Source organism: Bacillus arachidis (assembly GCF_030285945.1).
Taxonomy (GTDB): domain Bacteria; phylum Bacillota; class Bacilli; order Bacillales; family Bacillaceae_G; genus Bacillus_A; species Bacillus_A arachidis.
On the sequence record NZ_CP127376.1, the window covers coordinates 1,091,365 to 1,116,704 of the forward strand.

The 25,340-nt window shown below is 32.4% G+C and carries 4 protein-coding genes; all 4 read left to right on the plus strand.

Going from position 1 to position 25,340, the window contains the following annotated elements; genetic code table 11:
* Positions 1 to 113: 113 nt before the first annotated feature.
* The 4 genes from QRY57_RS07130 (at position 114) to QRY57_RS07145 (ending at position 25,246) form a co-directional block, all read left to right on the plus strand.
* A complete protein-coding gene (locus QRY57_RS07130) occupies positions 114 to 3,362 on the plus strand; it encodes a condensation domain-containing protein (RefSeq protein ID WP_286017063.1) in 3,249 nt (1,082 codons plus the stop codon).
* Between the two features lie 10 nt (positions 3,363 to 3,372).
* Positions 3,373 to 4,449 carry a ribosome small subunit-dependent GTPase A gene (gene rsgA / locus QRY57_RS07135; RefSeq protein ID WP_286017064.1) on the plus strand — a complete coding sequence of 359 codons (1,077 nt, stop codon included), beginning with the start codon at positions 3,373 to 3,375 and terminating at the stop codon, positions 4,447 to 4,449.
* Positions 4,450 to 4,515: 66 nt separating this feature from the next.
* Complete coding sequence (locus QRY57_RS07140; RefSeq protein WP_286017065.1) at positions 4,516 to 13,992, plus strand: non-ribosomal peptide synthetase; 9,477 nt, start codon at positions 4,516 to 4,518, stop codon at positions 13,990 to 13,992.
* A gap of 10 nt (positions 13,993 to 14,002) precedes the next feature.
* Positions 14,003 to 25,246, plus strand: coding sequence for a non-ribosomal peptide synthetase (locus tag QRY57_RS07145; protein WP_286017066.1), 11,244 nt, complete (start codon positions 14,003 to 14,005; stop codon positions 25,244 to 25,246).
* Positions 25,247 to 25,340: the final 94 nt, after the last annotated feature.

The window sequence follows — 25,340 nt, forward strand, 5'->3', positions numbered from 1 at the left end:
TCAGATAGCACTAAGGAGTAATTAGGTTTTCTAAATGATGGGAGCTCATCATTTCTATTTTATAAAAAAGTACTTTGTTACTTAAACTACTGATACTTAGGGTGGGATCAAAAATGAATAAAGAATATAAATTGTCAGAGGGCCAAAAAGGATTATGGAAAATACAAACGGCCAATCCGCAATCAACGGCATATAATACTTACTTTTCTGCAAAGGTTGAAAGTGATATAGATGTATACGATTTACAAAAGGTTAGTGATTTAATTTCTGTGAAACATCCTATTTTATGTGCTCGTTTTATTGAAAAAAATGGTGAAATACTACAAACAGTTAACGAAAATAATCGTGTATCTTTTGAAACCTACACTTTTATAAACGAGCAGGAAGTACGTGATTTTTTCAATATTGAAGCAAATAAATTGATTGATTTAAAGAATGGACCACTTTCTAGATTTATAGTTGCTACTACTGATGATAATAATAAATATGTATTGCTTATTACACACCACATCGTTGTCGATTATTGGTCACTTATTGTGATATTGAAAGAAATCGCTTCTATTTATAAGCAGATGAGGAATAACGAAGATTTTTCTCTAGTAGCAAATGACTGTTCTTTTTTTGATCATATTGAGATGTTAGATGAGTATAAAACAACAGATAAATATAAGAAGTCATTAGATTATTGGGAAGAAAGGTTACACAAAGGGGTAGAGGAACTTCAGCTGCCATTCGGAAAGTCTAGGGATATGTTGAAAAGTGAAACAGCTGAATCCATTGTTTTGCAGTTAGATAAAGATGTAACTGAAAAAATTTATTCGGAGTCCTTTAAGATGGGTGTTACTCCTTTTAGTTTTTTATTAGCAAATTACCATATAGCACTATCTTATTATTTTGATAATAACAATATCGCTACAGGAGTTCCTTTTTTAGGACGGCATTCAAAAAAACATCTAGATAAAATTGGTTATTATGTGAATACATTACCTGTAAACTGCTTAGTAAATGACACGCAATCTTTTGCTGAGTATGCCAATTTGGTACAACGTGATGTAAGAAAAATATTCTCAAATCAAAGGGTATCTTATCAAGAATTGATAGAGAAGTACAATGATCAAGGTAATTCCGCTAACCAGCCTTTATATCAAACTATGTTTGTACTAGAAAAAGCAAGAACTTCTGATTTTGAAGGTGCCTCGTTATTTTTTGCAGGTGTGGAAGGCATTACATTAGATATGGGAGAAATAAAATTTTCTTCATTCCCTCTTCTAAAGAAATTTGCGCAATCTGATCTAACGTGTATATTTGAAAAAGTTAATACTTCATTACATGGGGTTATTCAATATAATGCTTCTCATATGACGAAAGAGTTTATGGAGAGTTTTTTGAATTTTTATAAAAATATTCTTGATGTTACTACCTCACAGCCAGATAAGCAAATAGCAGAGCTTAAAGTATTATTAACAAAAGATGTAGAATTGATTGATCGAACAAACGAACATGCTGATAATCCAATGGGTGATTTGTATCATAAAGGTGGAGTTTCTTACTACTTAGAAAAACAATTCAATAAGGTCCCAGATCAAATTGCAATCATAACAGAAAATCATTCTGTGACTTATAAAGAACTTAATTATAAAAGTGCATCCATCGGAAAGGTATTGTTATCTCATCCTGCACAACAAACAAGGCGCCGTGCACTTATTTGTTGTGATAAAGCGATTCATTCTATTTATAGCATAATAGCTGCCACGCGTTCAGGATATTCTTATATTTTATTAGATAAGGGAACCCCTCTTACAAGAGTGAATGAGATTATCCATCAGACTTCACCGGAGGTAATCCTATTTGATGAAGGAAGTTCAAATGTTTTAAAAGAGTTACGTATTCCATCAGATATTTTAACTTTAAATATAAGTCGAATTGAAGATTCTACAGATATGTTATTCAAAAGTGTTTATGCGGATGATCAAGATGAGTTATATTGTGTCTTTACTTCTGGTTCGAGTGGAAACCCAAAAGGGATCAGCATTCCTAATGATGGTGTTCTGAGGTTAGTATTAAACCCTAATTATTGCAAGCTGTCAAACCAAAATGTTATTGCTCAAATGAACAACTTAGGTTTCGATGCTACAACGTTTGAAATTTGGGGAGCTTTTCTTAATGGAGCTAAACTCGTTTTAATCGAAAAAGAAGATCTGTTATCTCCGGATGTATTAAAGGAAAAGATTAGCCATAACGGTGTTGATACGTTATTTATTACAACATCTTTATTTAATCAATATTCTACTGCAGAAAGTAGCCCATTTAAGGGGGTAAGACAGATTCTTTTTGGTGGTGAAAAAGTTAATTTAGATTGTGTTAAAAAGTTCTCTAAGAATCTTCCAGGATGTCAATTTATTCATGTATATGGGCCGAGTGAAACAACTACATTTGCTACTTTTCATAAAATTCACGATGTAGAATCATATGAAGAAGATTTACCTATAGGAATTCCTATTTCTGATACCGTTATTGATATTCGAAGTCAGGATGGCACTCATAATCTTCCTATTGGAGTGGTAGGAGAGATGTATATTGGAGGTAAAGGTCTTGCCAATGAATATCTGAATCTTGAGGAAGAGACCCAAAGGAAATTTATCTCTATTAAATTAGAAAATGGGGATATAACTCGGTTATATCGTTCGGGTGACTTAGCATATCGAAATACACAAGGTGAAATTGTTTATTGTGGTAGAAAAGATATGCAAGAAAAAATCAGAGGTTTTAGAGTTGAGTTAACGGATATAAAAAAGAAGATTGATAAAGATATAACTGTAGAGGATTCATATATTACAACAGTTCAAGATGAATTTGGCCAAAAGCAAATTGTGGCTTATATAAAACCGTTTGAAATAAATAGATTTGATCTATCTATTACTAAGGATACATTAAAGGGATTATTACCTGAGTATATGATTCCATCGTATTTCGTGATTGTAGAAAAATTCGTGCTAACAAAAAATGGGAAAATAGATAAAAATAATCTTCCTAAGCTTGTTATACATCAAGAAAACGTAAAGTATGAGGCACCTATTACTGAAACAGAAAGAATTATTTCAGAAATTTGGTGTGATATTTTAGGGCGAAAAAAGGTAAGTTGTATTGCTGAATTTTTTGAAGTAGGTGGCCATTCTTTGCTCGCTATGAAAATTAAAATGAATATGGAAGAGCGATTTTCTATCAAGGTTGCATGGGAAGAATTTTATACATTAACTACTATTAGAAAAATGGCAGAGAATATTGATAAGATATTGCTTTCTGGTCAAAATGAACAGTTAAGTATGCCGAAAATCAAAAGAAGAGCAAGAAATAAGGTGTAGGAGGTTATTGATGGATATCTTAAAAAGTTATGGTTTGAATCTTCACTGGGAAAACGAGTTTAACAAGAATACAAGTTCACAATGTGAAATCGCAAGAGTAGTTACTTGTTTTACTAGTAAAGATATACTAATAGCCACACAATCAGGTTTGAGGAGATGTATGACCTCTCAGAAACTATTAACATCTAATGCAGCGAGTCTACCGGTTCCTGGCGATTGGGTAAGGGCTAGAAGCATAAAGAATGATGAATATATTTTAGAATCCATTTTAGACAGGAAATCTATTTTTTATCGTAAGAAGCCAGGAAGCCTTTATGAAGAGCAAGTAATCGGCGTAAATCTAGATAAGCTATTTTTAGTGACATCAATGAATAAAGAATATAATCCGAGACGACTTGAAAGATACATTACTCAGGCTCAGAAATGTCGTATTGAACTTATTATTGTTTTATCTAAAGCGGATCTAGTCACTGATCCTGATTCTTATGTAGAAATAACTCGTAGAATTCATCCTGATGGTAAGGTCTTAACAGTATCTGCCCTTGAAGGCGTAAACGGCATACAGTCGTTAATTCCACATTTAATCCCTGGTGAGACAGTAGGATTTGTAGGGGCAAGTGGTGTTGGAAAAAGCACAATTATTAATACTCTAATTGGAACTGAAGTGATGAAGGTTGGTCATGTTAGTGAAGCTACCTCAAAAGGCCGCCATACAACTACACGTAGAGAATTAATTTTATTTAATAACGGGACTATTTTGCTTGATACACCTGGAATGAGAGAGTTTGGAGTTTTACTTGAAGAAAATGATAGTAAAGCAGGATTTCCAGAAATATTGGAGTGGGCGAAATATTGCACCTACTCCAATTGTCAGCATAAAAACGAAAAAGGATGTGCAGTTAATCAAGCTGTAGAGAACGGGATCATTTTGCGTAAACGCTTGGATAACTATCATAAAATAACGTATGAGCAAGATTTTCTATGGGTAAAAGGCAGAAGAATAAGTAAGGAGAAGTTGAATTATAGCAAAGGTGCTAAAGATAAAGAAAAATATAAAAGAAACAAATATAACTATTTTAAAGATTAACGTTATCAAAGTAGCTATTTGAGGAGTCTCTGAACAAAAATTAAAGGAAATGTGAGGTAATCTATTTTGAATGATATTTTTCAGATGTCTGCTTCGAAAGCCCAACAAAGGTTATGGTATTTCGAGCAAAAATACGCTAAGACGCAACTATATCATGTTCCCTTAGAATTTGAAATGAGCGGAGCGTTTCATGAAAATGCTTTTAAAGAAGCAATTAAAACTCTAGTTAAACGACATGAGCCGTTAAGGACATCGTTAAAAGAAATAAATGGAGAAGTAGTACAATTTATCCACGAAGATATTGAAATACATGGAGAATCAAGAGAATTTAGTCAATTGGAATTTTCGGAAAAATTATATTCTGATGAATACAATGAAATATTCGTGCCAGTTTTTGATTTCCATACAGCTCCTTTATTTAGGTGGAAAGTTATCCATTTTAAAAATAATGTTCACAGAGTAATATTCGTATTCCATCATATTATTGTAGATGGTTGGTCGCTTGAACTATTTTTAAAGGAGCTGTCACAAGCATATAATGCATATTCAAAAGGAACCTGTTATCAACCAGATGAAATAGAAGCTCAGTATGCAGATTTCGCAGAGTGGCAAGTAGAATGGCTTAATAATGGTGAAAGAGAGAGAGTTAAAGAGTTTTGGGATGGTATGTTCGCAGATGGATATGAGAAAACAGATATTGATTATCCTGCAAATGATAAATCACTCATTAACTTTTCTGGTGGTTATCATGAACTGAAAGTGGACAACGAGACAAAGGAACAGATGAATAATTTTATTCAGAAAAATGGTGCCTCTTTATTTTCAGTATTGTTGACTACATATATCGGAACTTTGTCATATTTTTCAGGGGAAAATGAAATTGTATTAGAAACAGTAGGTTCTGGAAGAGTTAGTAGTGATCTGATGAACATGATGGGGTTCTTCGCAAATGTATTACCGTTAAAGATTAAGGTTGGTAGCAAAAGCTTTAATGATTTAGTGCAAGAGGTACATCAACTATCTCAAAAGTTAAATGAAAATCAATCGCTACCATATGAAGAAATAATCAATCACTTTGCTAGTCCAGAGTATATTGAAGATTACTCACCTTTTTCTGACTTCATGTTTCTATTTCAAGATACATCTATTTCAGAAAATTTATTTAATGACTCGATCTGTAAACTGCATAAAACATATGGACCGTTGGCAAAGAAGGATATGACTATTATCGTTGATAAAGATAATGATGGATTATCTATTGGATTAGAATACTCATTACAAAAATATGATAGGAAATTTGCAGAGACATTTTTATCTACCTTTTTTATTTTGCTTAATCGCTATCTGAGAAAGCCAGATGCTGAAATAGTAAACATTTCACCTTATTCTCTAAGTGATTTCGATAGCCATTATGAAAAAATTAATCCAGTAAGAGAAACGGATTCTATCCTTAATGCTCATGCTATGTTGGAAGGTGCGATATTAAAACATAGTCAATTAGTCTTTACAAAATATAAAGGCGTTAATTATACATATAGTGACCTTAGTGAGCAAGCAGACTTAATACTAGGTGAACTCATTAGCAAAGGAATCGCTCCAGGTTCGAAGATTGCAATTATTACTGATAGAGAGCCTGCATTTATCTCTTCAGTGTTAGGTTGCTGGAGAAATGATTGTACATACATCCCTCTTGATTTATCATTGCCATCAGAACGTATGCAACAAATTTTAAACGCAGCAAATTGTAGTTGTATAATTTATAACTCGGAGAAAATAGAATTGGATTCGCTCAATCTAAAGCATGAAAAAATTATAGATTTAAATTGTGAATTTGATCATAACGTTATTGTTAAGAGAAAAATCGCAAAAAATCCGGCTTATGTTCTGTTTACATCGGGTTCTACAGGGGTGCCAAAGGGTGTCATTATTTCTCAAAATGCGTTAGGAAATTATTTAGATCATTGTATAAATAATTATTGTATAAATGATAATCATCTTGCTGTAGTCCATACGTCATTATCTTTTGATTTAACAATAACAAGCGTTTTTCCACAACTTATAAATGGTGGAAGAGTGGAATTCATTGAAGTAGGACAAGGTTTAGATGGATTCGTTTCATATATTCAAAACGTAAAAGAACCACTTTTACTAAAGTGTACACCTGCACACTTAGAAATTTTATTTGAATCAATAGATTCTCAAACTTTAGCAAGCAAAAAAATATGTGTTGTTGCGGGTGGAGAAAATATTAATGATGATCTCATTCGAAAGTTCAAGAGGTTATTGCCTTTATCTAAATTGATTAACGAATATGGGCCAACTGAAGCCACTGTTGGTAGCAATATCTGCGAATTAACATTAGATTCTTCTTATGCCAATAAGACGAGTATAGGGCAATCCATTAAGGGAATGTTTACTTATGTGTTAAACAAATACAATATGGTCCTCCCACCATATACAATAGGAGAGATTATATTAAGTGGTACAGGCCTTGCAGAAGAATATTTAAATGATAGTAAGTTAACAGATTCAAAGTTTATAAAAGAAGGTTTTCTGGGCAAGCGTATATATAAAACCGGGGATTATGGATTCTACGATGATAACGGAAATGTATATTACGTGGGAAGAAAGGATAGCCAAATAAAAATCAGGGGTTATCGTATTCAAAAAGAAGAAATTGAGAAAAATATAGGTACTTTAATTAATCATGCTTTTGTTACAGTTTTAGGTGTTAAAAGTACAAGTGATAGATTAGAGCTATGTGCGTTTTATAAAAATAGTGTAGAGATTGATGTTCAATCTGTTAAACAGCATCTTGAAGATAAATTACCATCGTATATGATTCCAGCTTATTTTATTAGAGTAGATGAGATACCAATTAATCGAAATGGCAAAGTTGAAGAGAAAAAGCTAGAAGAAATTTTTCTTCAAAAAAGAAAAGAACTAAATACGGCGAGTAATATGCAAGTTTTTTATGGTATAGATAAGGAAATCTCAGCTGTATGGAGTGATATTTTAGGACGTGCAGACATCAATCACAGGATGAATTTTTTTGAAGTAGGTGGCAATTCAATACTTGCTGCGCAATTAGTTAATAAAATAAATGAAAAATTCAAAGTAAGTTTGACATTAAAAGAGTTGTTTGAAGCACCCGTTTTTGAACAATTCTCTAATATAGTTAAGTCAAGCCATACTAGAGATGAAAGTATTTTAGATGAACAAAGTTTGTTAGAGAACCTTCCTAGTATGGGACAAGAGCGTTTGTGGTTATTAGATCAACTTGAACCCAACAATCCATTCTATAACATTGTTTTTACGATAAAAATTTCCGGGAAATTAAATATAGATAGACTGACAAGTTCTCTAAATACCATTGTGAATAGACATACTGTGTTTGGTTATGCGTTTAAGCAAAGTGACGAAGGTAACGTTATTATAGAAGAAAATACAGTTGAGTTGCACATTGACCAGGAAAGCGTGCAATCAGATTGTGATGTGAATCAATATATAGAAGATGTTTCCAGGGAGTTTGGTAATATTCCTTTTGATCTGAGTCATTCGCCGCTGCTAAGGGCGAAGTTATTACAAGTAAACGAAAGAGAGAATTATCTCACTTTCTCAATTCATCATACAGTTTGTGATGGGTGGTCTATGGGAGTCTTATTAGAGGAACTAAAACATTTCTATGAAGAAGATTCTAATACAAGCATACAGGTTGATGAGATAAAGTATCCTTACAAAGTATACTCTAATTTACAAAGAAAAAGGATTGAGAAAAATTCCATTCAATCCAAGTTAGATTGGTGGAAGAGTAAATTCCCAGAAGAACTCCCGGTTTTAAAAATGCCTACATCATTTCCGAGACCAAAAGAAATGTCCTTTAAAGGAAAGCACGTTCTTTTTTCTTCTGGAAAGGATATTTGTAAAGCTGTTAAAAGAAAAGCGCAATACTTAAAAACGACAGAATTTAATATTCTATTTGCAGCATATAGTTTAATGCTGCAAAAGTATAGTAGACAGGAAGAATTTGTTATTGGTGTTCCATTTGCAAATAGAGAAAATGTTTATTTTGAAAAGCTTATTGGCTATTTTGTAAATGTGTTGCCTATACCTATTAAGTTTGATGAAAGTATGTCGTTCCATAAATTAATCGAAAACATTCAGAGGGATTTCTTGAACGTTTATGAGAATCAAGATGTACCAATGGAACTATTATTACAGGAATATAACGATAGTAGAGATCTAAGTAGAACACCACTTTTTCAAACTTTATTTACGTTACAAAATGCACCGTTAAGTGAAATGAGAATGGGAGAGTTAGAGCTTGAACCTATTTTTATTGAAAATTATACTTCTAAGTTCGATCTTTCATTAATTGCAGAAGAGAAAAATGAAGAGTTTCAATTTAATTTAGAGTACTGTACAGATTTATTCCATGCAAACTTTATAGAACGTTTTATAGAAAACTTCCAAAACATGTTACGTATCATTTGTATGGAAGATATAAAGCTAGATGATATAGATATTATTAGTGAAAAAGAAAAGCAATTTCTACTACATGACTTTAATAACAATAAACTTGAATTTCCTTTCAATCAGTCTATTAATGAAATCATTGATCAATGGGCAATGCGTGTACCAAATAAAGTTGCATTTTCTGATGATAATGGAACGATTACTTATGCTGAGCTAAAGTATGAAACGGATTTGCTTTCAAGGTCTTTTGTTCAACCAGAGGATACACCAACACCTGTACTAATATATATGGATAGAAGTATTGATTTTGTAAAAACAATATTATCTATTTGGAAAGCTGGAAGATCTTATATTCCACTTGAGGTGAATTATCCAGCTGAAAGAATTAAAGATATTATAAGGCAGTCAGAAACAGATACCATTGCGGTAAACAATCTATCATTAAGCTCGTTACCGTTAATGGAAGAAATTAATAGAATGGTTAATATTAATGAGACGATTCATGTTCCTAACATTGAACCGGTTAAAAAATTAAAAATGAACGATTTAGCTTATATCATTTTTACTTCAGGCTCAACAGGTAAGCCTAAGGGGGCAATGATTGAACAAATAGGTATGCTAAATCATTTATTTGCTAAAATACACGATTTCAAAATTAGTAATCAAGATAGAATTGTTGAAAATGCTTCGCAATGTTTCGATATTTCAGTATGGCAATTTTTCTCTACCGTTTTGGTGGGAGGATACTGTCACATTGTATCAGATGATACTGCCAAGAATTCAAGAGAATTGTTACAACAAGTATTAGAAAAGAATATCACGATTTTGGAGGTTGTTCCAACTTTACTTCGTTTCATTTTAGATGATCTCGATTCTCTCTCTATCTTGAAAACATGTGATCAGTTAAGAATGTTGGTTGTAACTGGAGAAACACTACCACCTGATCTTGTAAATAGATGGCATTATAATTTTGGGAATATTCCGATTGTGAATGCTTACGGACCAACTGAGTGCTCAGATGATGTGACACATTATTGGTCCGAAGAGAAATTTGAAGATATTGTGAGTCATGTTCCTGTAGGGAAGCCTGTTGCGAATATGAACCTTTACGTACTAGACAATAATATGAAATTACTTCCTAGAGGGGTACCAGGTGAATTATACGTCTCTGGAATTGGAGTTGGTAGAGGGTATATTAATGCTCCGCTAGAAACTAAAAAGGCATTTTTAGTTAATCCTTTTAACGGAGAAAAAAATAGATTTTATAAAACTGGTGACCTAGTAAGGATTAATGAGGATGGCGATTTAGAATTCTTAAGTCGTTTAGATTTTCAAGTGAAAGTAAGAGGTTATCGGATCGAATTGAATGAGATTGAAAATGTTTTATTGAATAACGAAAAGATAAATAACTGTTTAGTAGTTGGCTTTGAGGGTGATTCGGGGGAAGCGAATCTAGCTTTATATTACTCGTGCAATAACTTAGTAAGTAATGAAGAAGTTAAAGCATACCTGAGCTCATATTTACCTTCTTATATGATTCCGGTTGTGATGATAGAAGTAGAAGAATTTCCAATAAATAAGAATGGGAAAATTGACAGGAAGTTGCTGCCAAAACCTATTTTAAAAGAGGAGATTCTAGATAAAAACTTTAGTGATACGGAAGAGAAATTAGCGAACATTTGGAAAGAATTAGTTGGTAGAGATGTAGGAAGAACAAGTGAATTTTTTGGCTTAGGTGGTCATAGTCTTTTAGCTGTGCAAATGTTAAACAAATTAGAAAATACATTCAACAAAAAAATTACACTTAGACAAATATTTGAAAACCCAATACTTAAAGATTTAGCTCAGGTTATTGATAGAAGCGAAGAATTACAGGTTAGTGTACCTGGGCTTCAAAAATTTGAGCACAACAATCACCCGACTCTTTCATATTCACAAGAGAGAATGGCGTTTTATGAGTATGTGAATCAAAATACTACAATGTTTAATATACCGGGTGTATTTAATATTAAGGGTAATTTAATAAAAGAGGATTTAAAAAATGCAATAAATACGATGGTTTCAAAGTTTGATGTTTTACGAACTACTCTATCTTTTGAAAATGGAGACCCGAAAATTCATATAGCAGATGAAATGCATGTGGAGTTAGATTACGTAGAACAAAACGATCCTGTAGAGATATCTAATTTAATTAACTTGAAAACTAAGTATGTATTTGATTTGGAAAATGGTCCTTTAATGAAATTTACATTAATTAAAAGAGAGAAAGATGATTTTGTACTCATTGCTGTATTCAGTCATTTAATAGCTGATGGGTGGTCAATTAACCTAATCATAAAAGAAGTGATGTGTCATCTTCTAGAAAAAGAACAAAAATTAACATTAGATGAATATAAGATAAATAGCAGTTTACAGTATTATGACTACGCGAAATGGCAAAAGGATATGTATGAGAGTGGGAAATTTCAGCCGCAACTAGATTATTGGGCGCAAAAATTAGGGGATAATCCTGAGAGTACGTTATTAGAGAGTAGCTTTGATCATAACAGAGAAGTTAATACATCCTCTATTTTGTTGAAACAGGACATAAATCCAAGAATCATGACGGATTTATATAAATTGTCCCAGGAGAAAAGAGTTAGTTTATTCAATATTTTGTTAGCTAACTTCTTCCATTTGGTACGCTTATTAACAAAGAACGAAGATTTAACCATAGGTATTCCTATTGCAGGAAGAGAGCGGTCTGAATTTGAGGATATGATTGGATGTTTCATAAATACATTGCCTATAAAAATATCGGTAAATGAAGAGGTATCGTTCCAATCCATCTTAACCATGGTTGAAGAAAGTGTTACGGAAGCGATTGAAAATAGCTCGATTCCGTTTGAGAAAATAGTAGAAAGAATTTTACCGGATAGAACTTTTGGGGAATCACCATTATTTAGCCTTTTCTTTAATATGCTTGCATTCCCAGATTTAAAGAAGAGCGAAGTGCTTTCAAAAGGAAACTTGGCCATTGAGGAGTCGGAATTTGTGCCTGAAATTGATTCAAAATTCGATGTCACTTTTTATGTTCAAGAAAAGAAAAATCAGCTTACAATCTTTTCGGTATTTGATGGGAATAAATTCACAGAAAACAGGGCGAAATTAATATCTCAACAGTACTTTAATCTGCTAGTAAATAATATTGAGAATACTTTAAATGCAAGTCTATCTTCTCAAGAACAAGATTTAAATTACACAGATATGCTAGATAAAAAGTTTGAAGTACCGCTATTTGAAAAATTTAATAGAGTAGCTCGTGAATACCCTAATCAAATTGCTATTAAGAGTCATGGACAATCTTATTCGTATCAATATTGCTATGACTTGAAAGAAAAGATTACATCCTATTTAAAGATGAGGTTGAAACCGAATGAAAGAGTTGCAATTTATTCGAATAGAAATAAATATTTACCGATTATTTGCCTTGCTGCTATGGAATCTAGGAATCCTTTCATCATCTTGGATAGTGAACATCCACAAGAACTATTAACAAAGAAAATAAGTATAGCTAACCCAAAACTCTTAATTAATTGTTGTGACCATCAAATTGAAAGTAGCGAGGTTAATATACAGCATATTGATGAAATTATTAATAATAGCTACAGCAGAGACAAAGAAAGTTTAGATTATGAAATTCGTTTTGACACGTCTTGTTATATTAACTTTACTTCGGGTACAACAGGAGATCCTAAAGCAATTCAAGGGAATCATGGAGCGTTAACTCACTTTGTTAATTGGTATATAGAGGAATTTGATTTTGGTTTAGGTACTTCATTTTCTATGCTATCAGGGCTCTCACATGACCCTATTTATAGAGATATGTTTACTCCGTTATGTAGTGGTGGAGTATTGTGTGTGCCGGATGGAATGAATCTTTTAGATGCAGATAACATTATTCAGTGGTTAATGAAAGAGAAAATCAATGTTGTCCATACAACACCAAGCTATTGCAAACTAATCTTTTCCGACAAACAAACCTATAGAGACTTAGATTTTATCTTTACCGGTGGAGAAAGTTTAAATAGAAGTGTGTACGAGAAAATAAAACAGAATAATTCAACAACTAGAATTTTCAGTTTTTATGGATGTACAGAAACGCCGCAAGGAATAATGCTAAAAGAATTAGCTCATAATACGCTAAACTTTAGAGGTTTAGGAAAGGCTATTCCAGGAGTACTTCCGATTATTGTAAATGATAAGTCGATGAGAATATGCAGCTCGGGAGAAATAGGTGAAATATGTATTATAAGTAATTACATTACAGACGGATATTTAAATTATGATTCAGTCGATAACTATCAAGTATTTACATTTGATGATACACACAGTATCCCTCTTTTTAGGACAGGAGATATGGGCTGGATGAATGAAGAAAATGAAATTATTTATATTGGCAGATCAGATCGTCAAGTTAAGATTAGGGGAAATAGAGTAGAGCTTGGAGAGATAGAGAGTTTAATCGCTGAATCAGAGTTTGTAGCTCGGTGCATATGTATCGCAGATTGCGAAGATGACAAAAGTATATATGCTTTTGTTGTCAGCTCTGAAGATGAAAGCATGGTTAAATCTAATATCCAAACAAGATTAGCTAAAAGCTGTCCGTTATATATGTTACCGAATCAAATAATAATGATTGATGAGATACCTCTAACTTCAAATAAAAAAATTGATCAAAAAAAATTAATGAATTTGGTCACACAAACAAGAAATGAATTGGAAGTGGAAGTGGAAGAGGATCTAAATGAAATTGATTTCGTTTTAGTAGATATTTGGGAAGAACTATTGGGAAGAAAACCTAAATTAAATAGTGACTTTTTTGAATTAGGGGGCAATTCTCTAAAAGCGGTTCAATTAGTCAGTCGAATAGAAGAACAATTTGGATTGAAAGTGTCTATAGAAAACTTGTTTGTTAACAGAAGATTAAAACAAATGTCTAGATTAATAGAAAGCGATTTAATTACATTTATAGAATCTCTTTCCGAAGAAGAAGCAATACTTTACTTAGAGAAAATTAATGGGTAGGTGTGAAATAATGACTAACAGTAGCCTTTCAAATAACAAACTTAAGCTTTTAAATGCTCTCAAAGGAGGAAACAAGCGTGTAAGTATAAATTCATTACCGGAAAGACCTTCACATTTTGAGCATATCCCATTGTCCAGCGAGCAAAAAAGAATGTGGATATTTTGGGAGGATGATCCTCAGAGCACAGTTTTTCATTTAATGGATTTCTTCAAAATTTCTGGGGATATAAATCTTGAAAAATTAGAAGAGGCTGTAAGTGCTACAGCTTCTTCCTTTGAAGCTTTTAAAATGAACTTTGTAAAAAATAATGATAATCCAGAAATCAGGCTTTCTACCGAAGGGAAAGTTACCTTTAGTGTTATTAAGCCTTCAACAAATATAAATAGTCTAGTTCTTTGTAAAAATCTATGTGAAGAACCATTTGATTTAGAGGTTGGGCCTTTAGCTAGAGTGATTCTAGTAAACGATGGTAGTAAAGGCTTTACGATGGGAATATCTTTTCATCACATTATCTCCGATGGTTGGTCCATTAATATCTTTTTAGAAGAAATCATGAAATATTATTACGGTTTAAACACTGGGGCTAAACCAAATCGAAATTTTGTTGACTATTTGTTTTATAAGCAGAATGAGAGTTATAAAGAAGCACTGAACAAAGATATGGAATACTGGGAGAGTAAATTGGTAGAACCTATTAATCCAATTAGGTTTCCGGGTCTATTACACAATACGGGGACATTATCGTTTAAATCAAGGCTAAATTCATTGAAGTTATCTCCAGAGGCAAATGTGAAAATTAATAATTTTTGCAAAGAACATGCCATTACGCCTTATCAATATTTCTTAGCTGCTTTTTATATTATGTACCATAAATTTACGGGTTCAGAAAAAATATGTGTAGGAACACCTACTGCGGGGAGATTATTTCCGGAATTAGAAAGAGAGGTAGGATATTTTACAAATACACTCCCTATTGTGATAGAAGGAAACAAAGATATTGAGGTTAAGGATTTACTTCATTCTGTAAAAGATACATGTTTAACAGTCTTTAGACATCAGAATGCAGGATTAAATGAAATCATTGCAAATAGGAAAGCATTTTTTAATGATAGGAACTATGAACTGTTTAATGGATTGTTTTCATTTAACAATTTTCCAGAAGTAAAAACCAAAAATCTTGAGTTTGATATTACACCTTTAAAAAATAAAGCAGAAGAATCACAAGTTGATTTTACATTATCAATTTCAGAGAAATCTACAGAATACTATATTGATTTTCATTATAGACAGGATTTCCTTGAAGAAGAGAGTGCTCATTATATTCTTAATACATTTGAAAAAGTTTTGATGGAAATGATGGAATCTTTAGATACATCTATTGGTGAAGTAAAGATTTTTAATACGTCACAGCTTGAAGAAGTAGTAAATAAAATTCATATTCATCCACATAGTGAGCGTCCGTTAATTCCTGTACAGCGTTTATTTGAGAGGCAAGCAGAAAAAACACCTTTAGCTACAGCTGTTGTTCATAATAATCAGTCGATTACTTATGAGGAGCTTAACGAAAAAGCTAGTGGTATTTCAGCTCTCTTGTTAGAGAGGAAGTTTCAGAAGGAAGAAGTTTGCGCCGTTTACATGGATCGCGGAGTGAATTTTATCGCTTCTATATATGGAATATTAAAAGCGAGAGGGAAGTTCGTATTAATTGATCCAAAGTACCCAATTGAACGTGTAAGAATGATGTTGGAAATTAGTGGCGCGAAGACAATCTTAACTTCAGATTGTTATGAAAACCTCTGTTTAAATACATTTGATGAAAAGCAGGTTTTAAACTTAGATACGGTAAATTTCCGGGATTATAAATATGATCAATATCTTGTATCAAACTATCAATTAGAAGAAAACATGGGTGCTTATATTATTTTTACGTCAGGTACAACAGGGGCTCCAAAAGGTATTCACGGGACGCATTTAGGTTTATTAAATCATAATTATGATACTGTTGAAGAGTTTAATTTAACTTCTAGCGATACATCCATTCATTTTTCTGCTTTAGGGTTTGATGCTACCCTAGAGGAAATTATGCCAGTTTTAACGATTGGCGGTACGGTTATAGTTAGAAATGAAGAGGCAATGGAATCATTTGTCGATTTCAATTCATTTATTGAGGATCATAAAATATCAGTAATTGGAATACCAGCTGCCTATTGGGAGAAATGGGTTATCTTTTTAACAAGCGAAAACATAGATTTGCCAAATTGTATTCGAATTATTACTTTGTCTGGTCAAAGAATCTCACCAAAAGTTTTAGGGTTATGGAACAAATTAACAAGTGGGGAAAGTCCAGAATTAATTAATACGTATGGACCATCAGAAGTTTCTATTACTACAACGACTTCAACCTATAAGGGTGAGAAGAATTCAATAATTGATAGAGAGTTTCCAATGGGGCATGCTTGGCGGAACTATAAATTGAGAGTTCTAGATGACAAATTAGAGGATGTAGGCCCTTTATCTATTGGTGAGTTATACATTGGTGGTATAGGAGTAACTTTTGGCTATTACAATAATGTCGACCTTACAGAAAAGAGCTTCATCTATTTAACTGACGAGACAGGAAAAAAAGAGAAATATTTTAAGACTGGTGACCATGTTTCTATGTTGCCAGATGGCAACTTAGTTTTCATTGGAAGAAAAGATTCGCAAGTTAAAATTCGAGGGAATCGTGTTGAAATAGGAGAAATTAAGAACGTCTTAGACAGGCATGATGATGTAATCGAATCTGTTGTTACAGTTGAAAAAGATGCATTCGATGAAAACTTTATTATTGCATATGTAAAGGGGGATTTTCCGCAGAACAATCTTTCGCATTTAAAGTTTCATTTAGAGAGTTATTTGCCTTCATTTATGGTACCTAAATTTTTTGTAGCAATTGAAGAAGTGCCATTGACAGTTAATGGGAAAGTGGATTATCAAAAATTATCTACTATAGATCGCGAGAATGAGCCAATAACAGTTTCGGAAAAACCAGGAACCATTCTTGAAAAAGAGTTATTAACTATTTTTCAAGATATCTTAAATAATAATGCTATTGGAATCGACTCTAACTTCTTTGAGTATGGTGGAGACTCTTTAAAGAGCATTAATTTGATTTCAAAAATCAACACTAAGTATGGAATTAAATTGAAAATTTCAGAAGTATTTACATCACCGAGCGTTAGAACACTAGCATTAAAGTTAGAGGCTGCAGATGTAGTGCATAATTTTAATAAGAATAACACAATTATTCCTTATGATCTAAAAGCGGTACGTATGACTCCTATTCAGAAGCAGATTTATGTTGTGCAATCTAAAGATAAACAAAATACTTCATACAATATGCCAATGAGTCAAATTCTGTATAAGAAATTAGATAAAGTGAAAATGGAAGAAAGTGTGAACGAGTTAGTACAAGCTAATGAAATCTTGAGAACAATTTTTACTGAGGAAAATGGTGAGTTTGTACAAAAGGTGAAAGAGAATATTCAAATAACGATCGAAGAATATAATTGTGAATCAACTAAAGTTAATGAAATGTTGAAAAACCTCATCCAGCCATTTAACTTGGAAAAAGGTCCATTATTTCGATGTGCACTTATAAATCTAGAAAATGGGAGACAGGCAATTTTCTTTGATTTTCACCATATTATTTGTGATGGAACGTCACTCGTAACGTTCTTTAAAAACTTATTTGAGAGATATAACGGAGGAGTAATTGATGTTCCGAATGTTCAATATAAAGATTACGCTCATTGGCTTAATCAAGAGTTAGAGAAGGGTTCATTTCGTAATCAGGAACTATTTTGGAAGGAATATGTTTCTAAAGAGTACTTTGAACTTGATTTACCTATAGAGCGAAATCGATCTATTACTAAACAATCGATTGGTAAAACATTAGAGTTTTCCATTGATAAAAAAGCCGTGAACAGAATTAAAAATTTCTTAAACTTACCTGCAATAACAGACCATTTTATTTTGTTCGCAACTTTCTCAGCTGTAATAAACCGTCTTTCTAATTCAGAAAAATTCTTCATTGGAAGCCTTATTTCTGGAAGGGATGACGATCAAATTGAAGATATGATTGGTTTGTTTATGAATTATCTACCAATTAAACTAGATTTTAATGAGAAATTAAGTTTTAAAGATTTAATTATAAACACGACCAACGATTTATTAATGTGTTATGAAAATCATAATGTACCGTTTTCACATATTGTTGAACAAAGTGAATGGAGTGGGGAATTTAACCGAAATCCATTATTTGATACTATGTTTATTTTTCATAATGAAGTGCCCCCAGCACAAATGTCATCTGAGTTATTTCAGGGAGAAGAATTAAGTATTGAACATGGTAATAATAAACTGGATTTAAAAGTAGATGTTTTTCCTAGAGAGGAACAGTTTAAGTTTTTAGTGGAATATGATTCGGCTTTATTTTCTGAACATACACTACAAGTATTTGTAGATTTGTATCATAATTTTTTGAATGTAGAAGAGGCTGAATTAGACGTAGCACTTGCTAGAGTTGCGCCACTTTCAACAGAAAACAGTTTACTACTTAGCTCAAAAAGAAAAGCAAACATGGTTGAAGTACCAGTGTATATATCAAGTTCATTTACTTTCGATAATGTTGCAGATTCAATCTCTTTTTGGAGCAAAAATTTTGCTGTGAATCCGAATATTACTTTTGGACCATATAATCAAGTGTTTCAAGAGTTATATGACCCAGAAAGCTCGATGAATCAAAATGATGGTGTCACATTTGTATGTCAAAGAGCTGAGGACTGGATTCGAGATTTGGATGATGAGAAAGAACAATTAGAGATCATTAAGTCCTTAGGACAAAAATATATTGAGGCTATTAAGTCAGCTAAACCTCGAGGGAAGCTAAACGTAGTGTTATTACCTATTTCTAATTATGAATTATCGGAAGATTTAATAAATGAAATTAATCATATATATGGAACAATTTGTGATCAACTAAAGGAGTTACCTTCAGTAAGAATATTAGATTTAACTAAAATTGAAAATGAATACGAAATTTTAGACATGTTTGATGAAACAACGGACGATATTGCCCATATACCGTATACAGACACAGCATTTACATCCATTGGTATGTGTTTAGCGCGTGAAATTGTATCATTCTATCAAAAAAAGTTTAAAGTCATCGCAGTAGATTGTGATAATACACTATGGAACGGTGTATGCGGAGAGGATGGCCCAACTGGAGTTAAAATTGAAGATTCTCATCGACATCTTCAACAATTCTTATTGGATTTGAAAAATAAAGGTTTTCTTCTTGTATTATGTACAAAAAATAATGAGAAGGACGTTTTAGATACTTTTAAACAAAATCGTGAAATGGTGTTAAAGCAAGAAGATTTTGTTGCTTGGAGAATAAATTGGTCACGTAAATCAGATAATTTATTATCTATGGCTAAAGAGTTGAATTTAGGTATCGATAGTTTTATTTTTCTAGATGATTCTCATATGGAGTGTCTTGAAGTTATGAATAATCTGCCATCTGTTCATACAATTCAAGTGCCTGAACCGCATTCCTTGATTGTACCTTTACTCAAAAATAGTTGGGCATTTGATATACAATTGTCAGTTAGTAACGAGGGTAACAGAAGCGAATTATACAGAGCAGAAAAAGAACGGAAAAAAGTTTATGAAAGTAAAGAAAGTACAGAAGATTTCTTGAAGTTGCTTAACCTAGAAATGTCATTCCATAAGATGAAACCTGAAGAGTTAGCTCGTGTATCTCAGTTAACATATAGAACAAACCAATTTAATCTAACTACAATGAGGCGATCAGAAGCAGAAGTTTTAAAGTTAAATCATGAGAATATAAGAGTGATAAAACTAAGAGACAAATTTGGTGACTATGGTCTTGTAGGCGTTGTATTTTTTGAAGTGAAGGAAGATGAACTGTTCATTGATACATTTTTATTAAGCTGCCGAGCGCTAGGTAGAAATGTTGAATTTGCAGCAATGGAGTGCCTTAAGAAGTTGGCAAAAGAACTTAAATTGAAAAGGGTATCTGGGAAATTTATTCCGACAGAGAAAAATAAACCAATTCAAAGCTTTTTAAACCAATTAACAGATTTACAACAAGATGGCTCGTTTTTACTAGATGCTGAAGAAAACCTTTCATCAAATTTTATAAATGTATTTTATGAACAGGACTTTCCAGAGGAAGTTAAAAATGAAAATAAAACAAATCAGTTTATGTATAATCATATCGGTATTTCAGTATGGAACATTGAATCTAAAATTATGGAATTTGAAAGTATAGGCTATAAATGCATAAAAAAAGTTTATGATCCAATACAAAAAGCAGAATTAGCTCTTTTAGAACATAAGAGTGCACCAACACTCGAATTAATTAGTTCAACTGGTCCAGATAGTAGAGTGAACAGCTTCCTTGAAAGTAGAGGGGAGAGTCCTTACCATATCTGTTTTGAAATAAATAATTTAAATGAAATTCCAACTATATTGAAAGAAAATAACTTAACTCAAATCGAAGAAGTAACGAAGCCAGAGCCTGCCATATTGTTTGATAATGCAAGAGTACAATTCTATTCTGTACCAGGCTTTGGGTTAATTGAATTCTTAGAAGTAGGATCTGTGCAACAGAACGTGAGTAAGGAAAAAGCAATGCTTTTATTATCAACCGCTGATCCAAATGTATTGAGCCAATTTCTTTTAGCTCTAGGAGGGAAAGAACAACGTAATGCAACAGGAGCTTTTAAAAGTTTGATAATAAAGAAGTATAGTTTCGAAATCATTTCAAAGAAAAATGTAAAAGGAAATAACTTTGGAAATATTCATGTTATAAGTCCGAGCTTTCATTTAGGTAATTTCGAAACAAATACAGTAAGTAAAGAAATGATTGGTTTACATGCATCATCGAGCCAATATAAATTCTATAACAATTGGGATTACTTAGGTTATGAGTTTGAAAAAGATGTTGATTTACTGAGGTTATCAGATTGGGAGATAAACATCCCTAAATTTGAAAGCTTGTTACATCGAAAATATTATTTACCACTGATCTATTCAAATAATAGATTACAACACGAATTTTTTAGTCAAAGTATTCTTAATAAAAAGAGTAGGAGTAACACTCAACTTAGAAAACCTGAAAATTCTATTCAGGAAAAGTTACTTGAAATTTGGAAGGAAGAGCTTTTAGTAAATGAGATGAGTATTGATGATTCTTTCTTTGATCTTGGAGGGCATAGTCTAAAGGCGGTAAGTTTATTAAAAGAAATAAACGATAAGATGAATTCATCCTTACTTCTAAGCGATATTTTTAGATTGAAAACGATTGAAATGATTTCAAAAGAAATAGAGTCTAAAGAGCTTGAAGTAATCTCAAGCGAACCTATCCAAGAGAATATTTGGTATCAAACTTCAACAAGTCAAAAAAGAATGTACCTATTACACTCTATGGAACCGGAGTCTCTGGCATATAATCTTCCCGTTATAATAAAATTTGAAGGGGACTTCAATCGCGAAAAGTTTGAAAAGTCTTTATCTTTCATTGCTAATAACAATAGTGTTTTTAGAACAATCTTTAAATCAGATAACCATAGTGTTCAGCAAAAAGTAATTGAACATGTTTCAGTGCCAATTCAAATATTAGCGAAAAGAAAGGACATAAATAGTTCTTTCAAAGAATTTATAAAACCTTTCAATCTTGAAGAAGGCCCTTTAATCAGAGTAGGTCATCTAAAGGATTCAGATGTAAATTACGTGATTTTTGATTTTCATCATATTGTCATGGATGGCTTATCTATTGTTAGCTTTCTAGAAGATTTATATCAACATTACTATAGTGGAGATTATGAAAAACAAAAATATGAATATATTCACTATGCATTATTAGAGAATCAGTATCTTACAGAGGGAAAATTTGAAGATGCTAAAAGTTTCTGGAATAGCAAATTCCAAAATGGTGTTGTGAAGTTAGACCTACCTTATGATTATAAGAGACCACAAGAGAGCTCTTATAAAGGAAGTTCCATCAAGGATAATTTCTTGTATAAACGTGAGGACGTAAGTGAATTATGCCGTAAACTAGAGATTACTCCTTATACTTTTTTCTTAACAGGATTTTATATTTTATTAAATAAGTACTCGAATAGTAAAGAAGTTATTGTTGGAAGTCCTTTCTCAAATCGATTAAGAGCAGAATTTAGTGATTTGTATGGGGTGTTTATTAACACGCTGCCACTAAATTACTCTCTGGATGCAAGGAAAAATGTAAAGGACACATTAAAGGAAGTGTTTTCGGAGATAGAAAAAGTTCTCGGGCATCAACACTTTCCATATGAATTAATTTTGGAAGAATTAAATGTAGATAGAGCCTTAAACCGTAATCCGCTTTTTGATATTCTCTTTAGTTTTAATGATTTCGACAATCAAGGATTAGATGATAAAGTTAAAGGCTATTCTATTATGGATAACGGGGATAATACTACTTTGATGGATTTAGAATTAGTAGTTATGCCAAATGATGAATTTTATCAACTAAAATTCATCTATTCAACAGATTTATTCAAAGAAAATACAATCACGAGAATGATTGACCATTACAAAACAATTTTAAATTTTATGATGAACAACTGCCAAGAAAGTTTATCAAACTTGTCAATAACGAGTGCTATAGAAGAAAGACAGCTGGAACAATTTACAGATCATCATTTACAGTTACCAGAATATACGGTTCCGGAAATCGTTATGCAACAAGCGGAGAAAAATCCGCTTAAACCAGCTATTGTTTTTGAAGATGAAACTTGGAGTTACGAGAAGCTATATCACATGTCTAATAGAATCGCGATTTCCTTAAGGGAAGCTAATATGCCAAAAGAATCAATTGTTGCAATTATGATGGACCGTTCGCCTTGGATGGTAGCCTCCATATTAGGAGCTTGGAGTGCCGGACTGGCATATCTTCCAATCGAGCTGGATATACCATCTGACCGAATGAATGATATTTTAAAACAAGCGGATTGCAGGACTATTCTGACGGTTAGTAATGAGGATACCTCACTTGAAGTGAAAGACATAAATGCCAATGTTATAAAAGTAGATGAAATTCCTGTTAAAGACTTGGAGAAAGAGCACTTTAATATGGATATTGATTCAAGGCAATTAGCTTACGTTATATTCACCTCTGGCTCAACTGGAAAACCAAAAGGAGCAATGGTTGAGCACTTAGGAATGCTAAACCACATCATGGCAAAAATTGAACTATTGTCATGTAACGAAGATTCTGTAGTGGTACAAAATGCTTCACATTGTTTTGATATATCTGTATTTCAATTTTTTATGGCACTCTGCACCGGGGGGACAACGAGAATAATTAAGAAGTCAGAACAGCAAAACTTAAAATATTTTATAAATGTTTTAAATAACGAGAAAGTCACTCATTTGGAAGTTGTACCTTCATATCTTAATATTCTTGCGGATTATTTAAACGAATTTGATTTGAAGTTAAATGATCTAAGATTCTTATTGGTAACGGGGGAGCCAGTAAAGACAGCGACACTAACAAAATGGTTTGAGCATCATACCATACCAGTAGTCAATGCCTATGGTCCGACCGAAGCATCTGATGATATTGCTCATCACATTATGTATGAAGCACCTAAGGAAGATCCGGTTCCAATTGGTAAGCCAATTGTAAATAGTAGTCTGTATATTCTAGATGAAGAATTACAAAAAAGACCTGTAGGACTAAAAGGTGAGATATATGTTGCAGGAATTTGTGTAGGAAAAGGATATATAAATGATCAAGCTAAAACAGAGGTAAGCTTTATTCAAAATCCGTATTCTAAGAGTTCACATGATCGAGTACTGTACAAAACTGGCGACATTGGAAGATGGCGGGAAGATGGCACAATTGAATTTTTCGGTAGGAAGGATTATCAAATAAAAATTCGAGGGTATCGTATTGAACTAGGGGAAATAGAGCATACCTTATCAGAACATCCATTAGTCAGTGATGCGGTTGTAAAAGTGCAAAGTATTAATAATGAACAGTTACTAGTAGGGTATGTTCAGTCTAGGCATGCTGATACATTGGAGCTGAAAAGAGATATTCAACGCTTTTTAAACGAGAAGCTTCCTTATTATATGGTTCCAGACTTTTTGGAAGTACTGCAAAAATTACCTTTAAATTCAAATGGTAAAGTGGATAGACACTCATTACAAGAGGTCACAATAAATAGTTCCAAAGAAGAGTTAGTTACTGAAAATGAAAAGAAAGTAGCTCAACTAGTAAGGAAGATTTTAAAACTGGAAGATATGATGATTTATAGAAGTGACAATGTATTCTCGTTAGGGGCTAATTCATTAACAATTATTTCTTTAATAGCCAACTTAGAGCATGAAACAGGTAGATTGTTAACCTTTAGAGAAATCGTATTAGAACCTACAATCATGGGAATTGCAAAGAGTTTGAAAACGGATAATAGTGATGTTGTACCAGTAACTACATTTAATATAACTGATGAATACAATCTATTTTCTTTTCCACCGATTGCAGGTTGGGGTCTAATTTATAATGATATCCCAAAATATATGAAGTCAGGTAATCTTCATTTATTTGATTTTATTGAAGATCAAGACAGAATAGAAAAATATGCAGAATATATTTATAACATGAGTAATCAAAAAGAATGGATTCTTATGGGGTACTCTGCTGGTGGAAATCTCGCTTTAGAAGTAGCGGCCTACTTAGAGAGGGTATATTCATCAAATGGAAAAGTTATTATGTTCGACTCAAGGACACAAATTCAACATCAGACAAGTGAAGATGAAATTATAAAAGAAGTAAATGAGGACATAAATAATGGGCTAAATCAAGTCTCAGAGCTAGCAAATTGGATAAATGATAATCCAAATATGATTGATGTTGCATATAATAAAAGGCTTGCATTTGCAAATTATTTTTACAATGAGCAAAACATGAGAAGCATTTATTCGGAAGTGTACTGGGTTTCTCAAGATAGTTATGATGAATCTGCTGAAAAAGAAAAGGTAATAGCTCAGTGGAAAGATATTTTAGGGAAAGATACTCTAAATATCAATCAGGGATTCGGTAGTCATTCTGATATGTTCTTTGAACCTTACATGAAAGACAATATCAACCTATTATTAAATATTATTAAAAGTAGTAAAAAAAGTTTATTAGTCTAATATACTTTGATTCTACGAATTTTACTTCATAAAGAGGGGATATGGATACATTCATATTTCCTCTTTAACTAAAAAAAAGACTAAAAATTAAGAG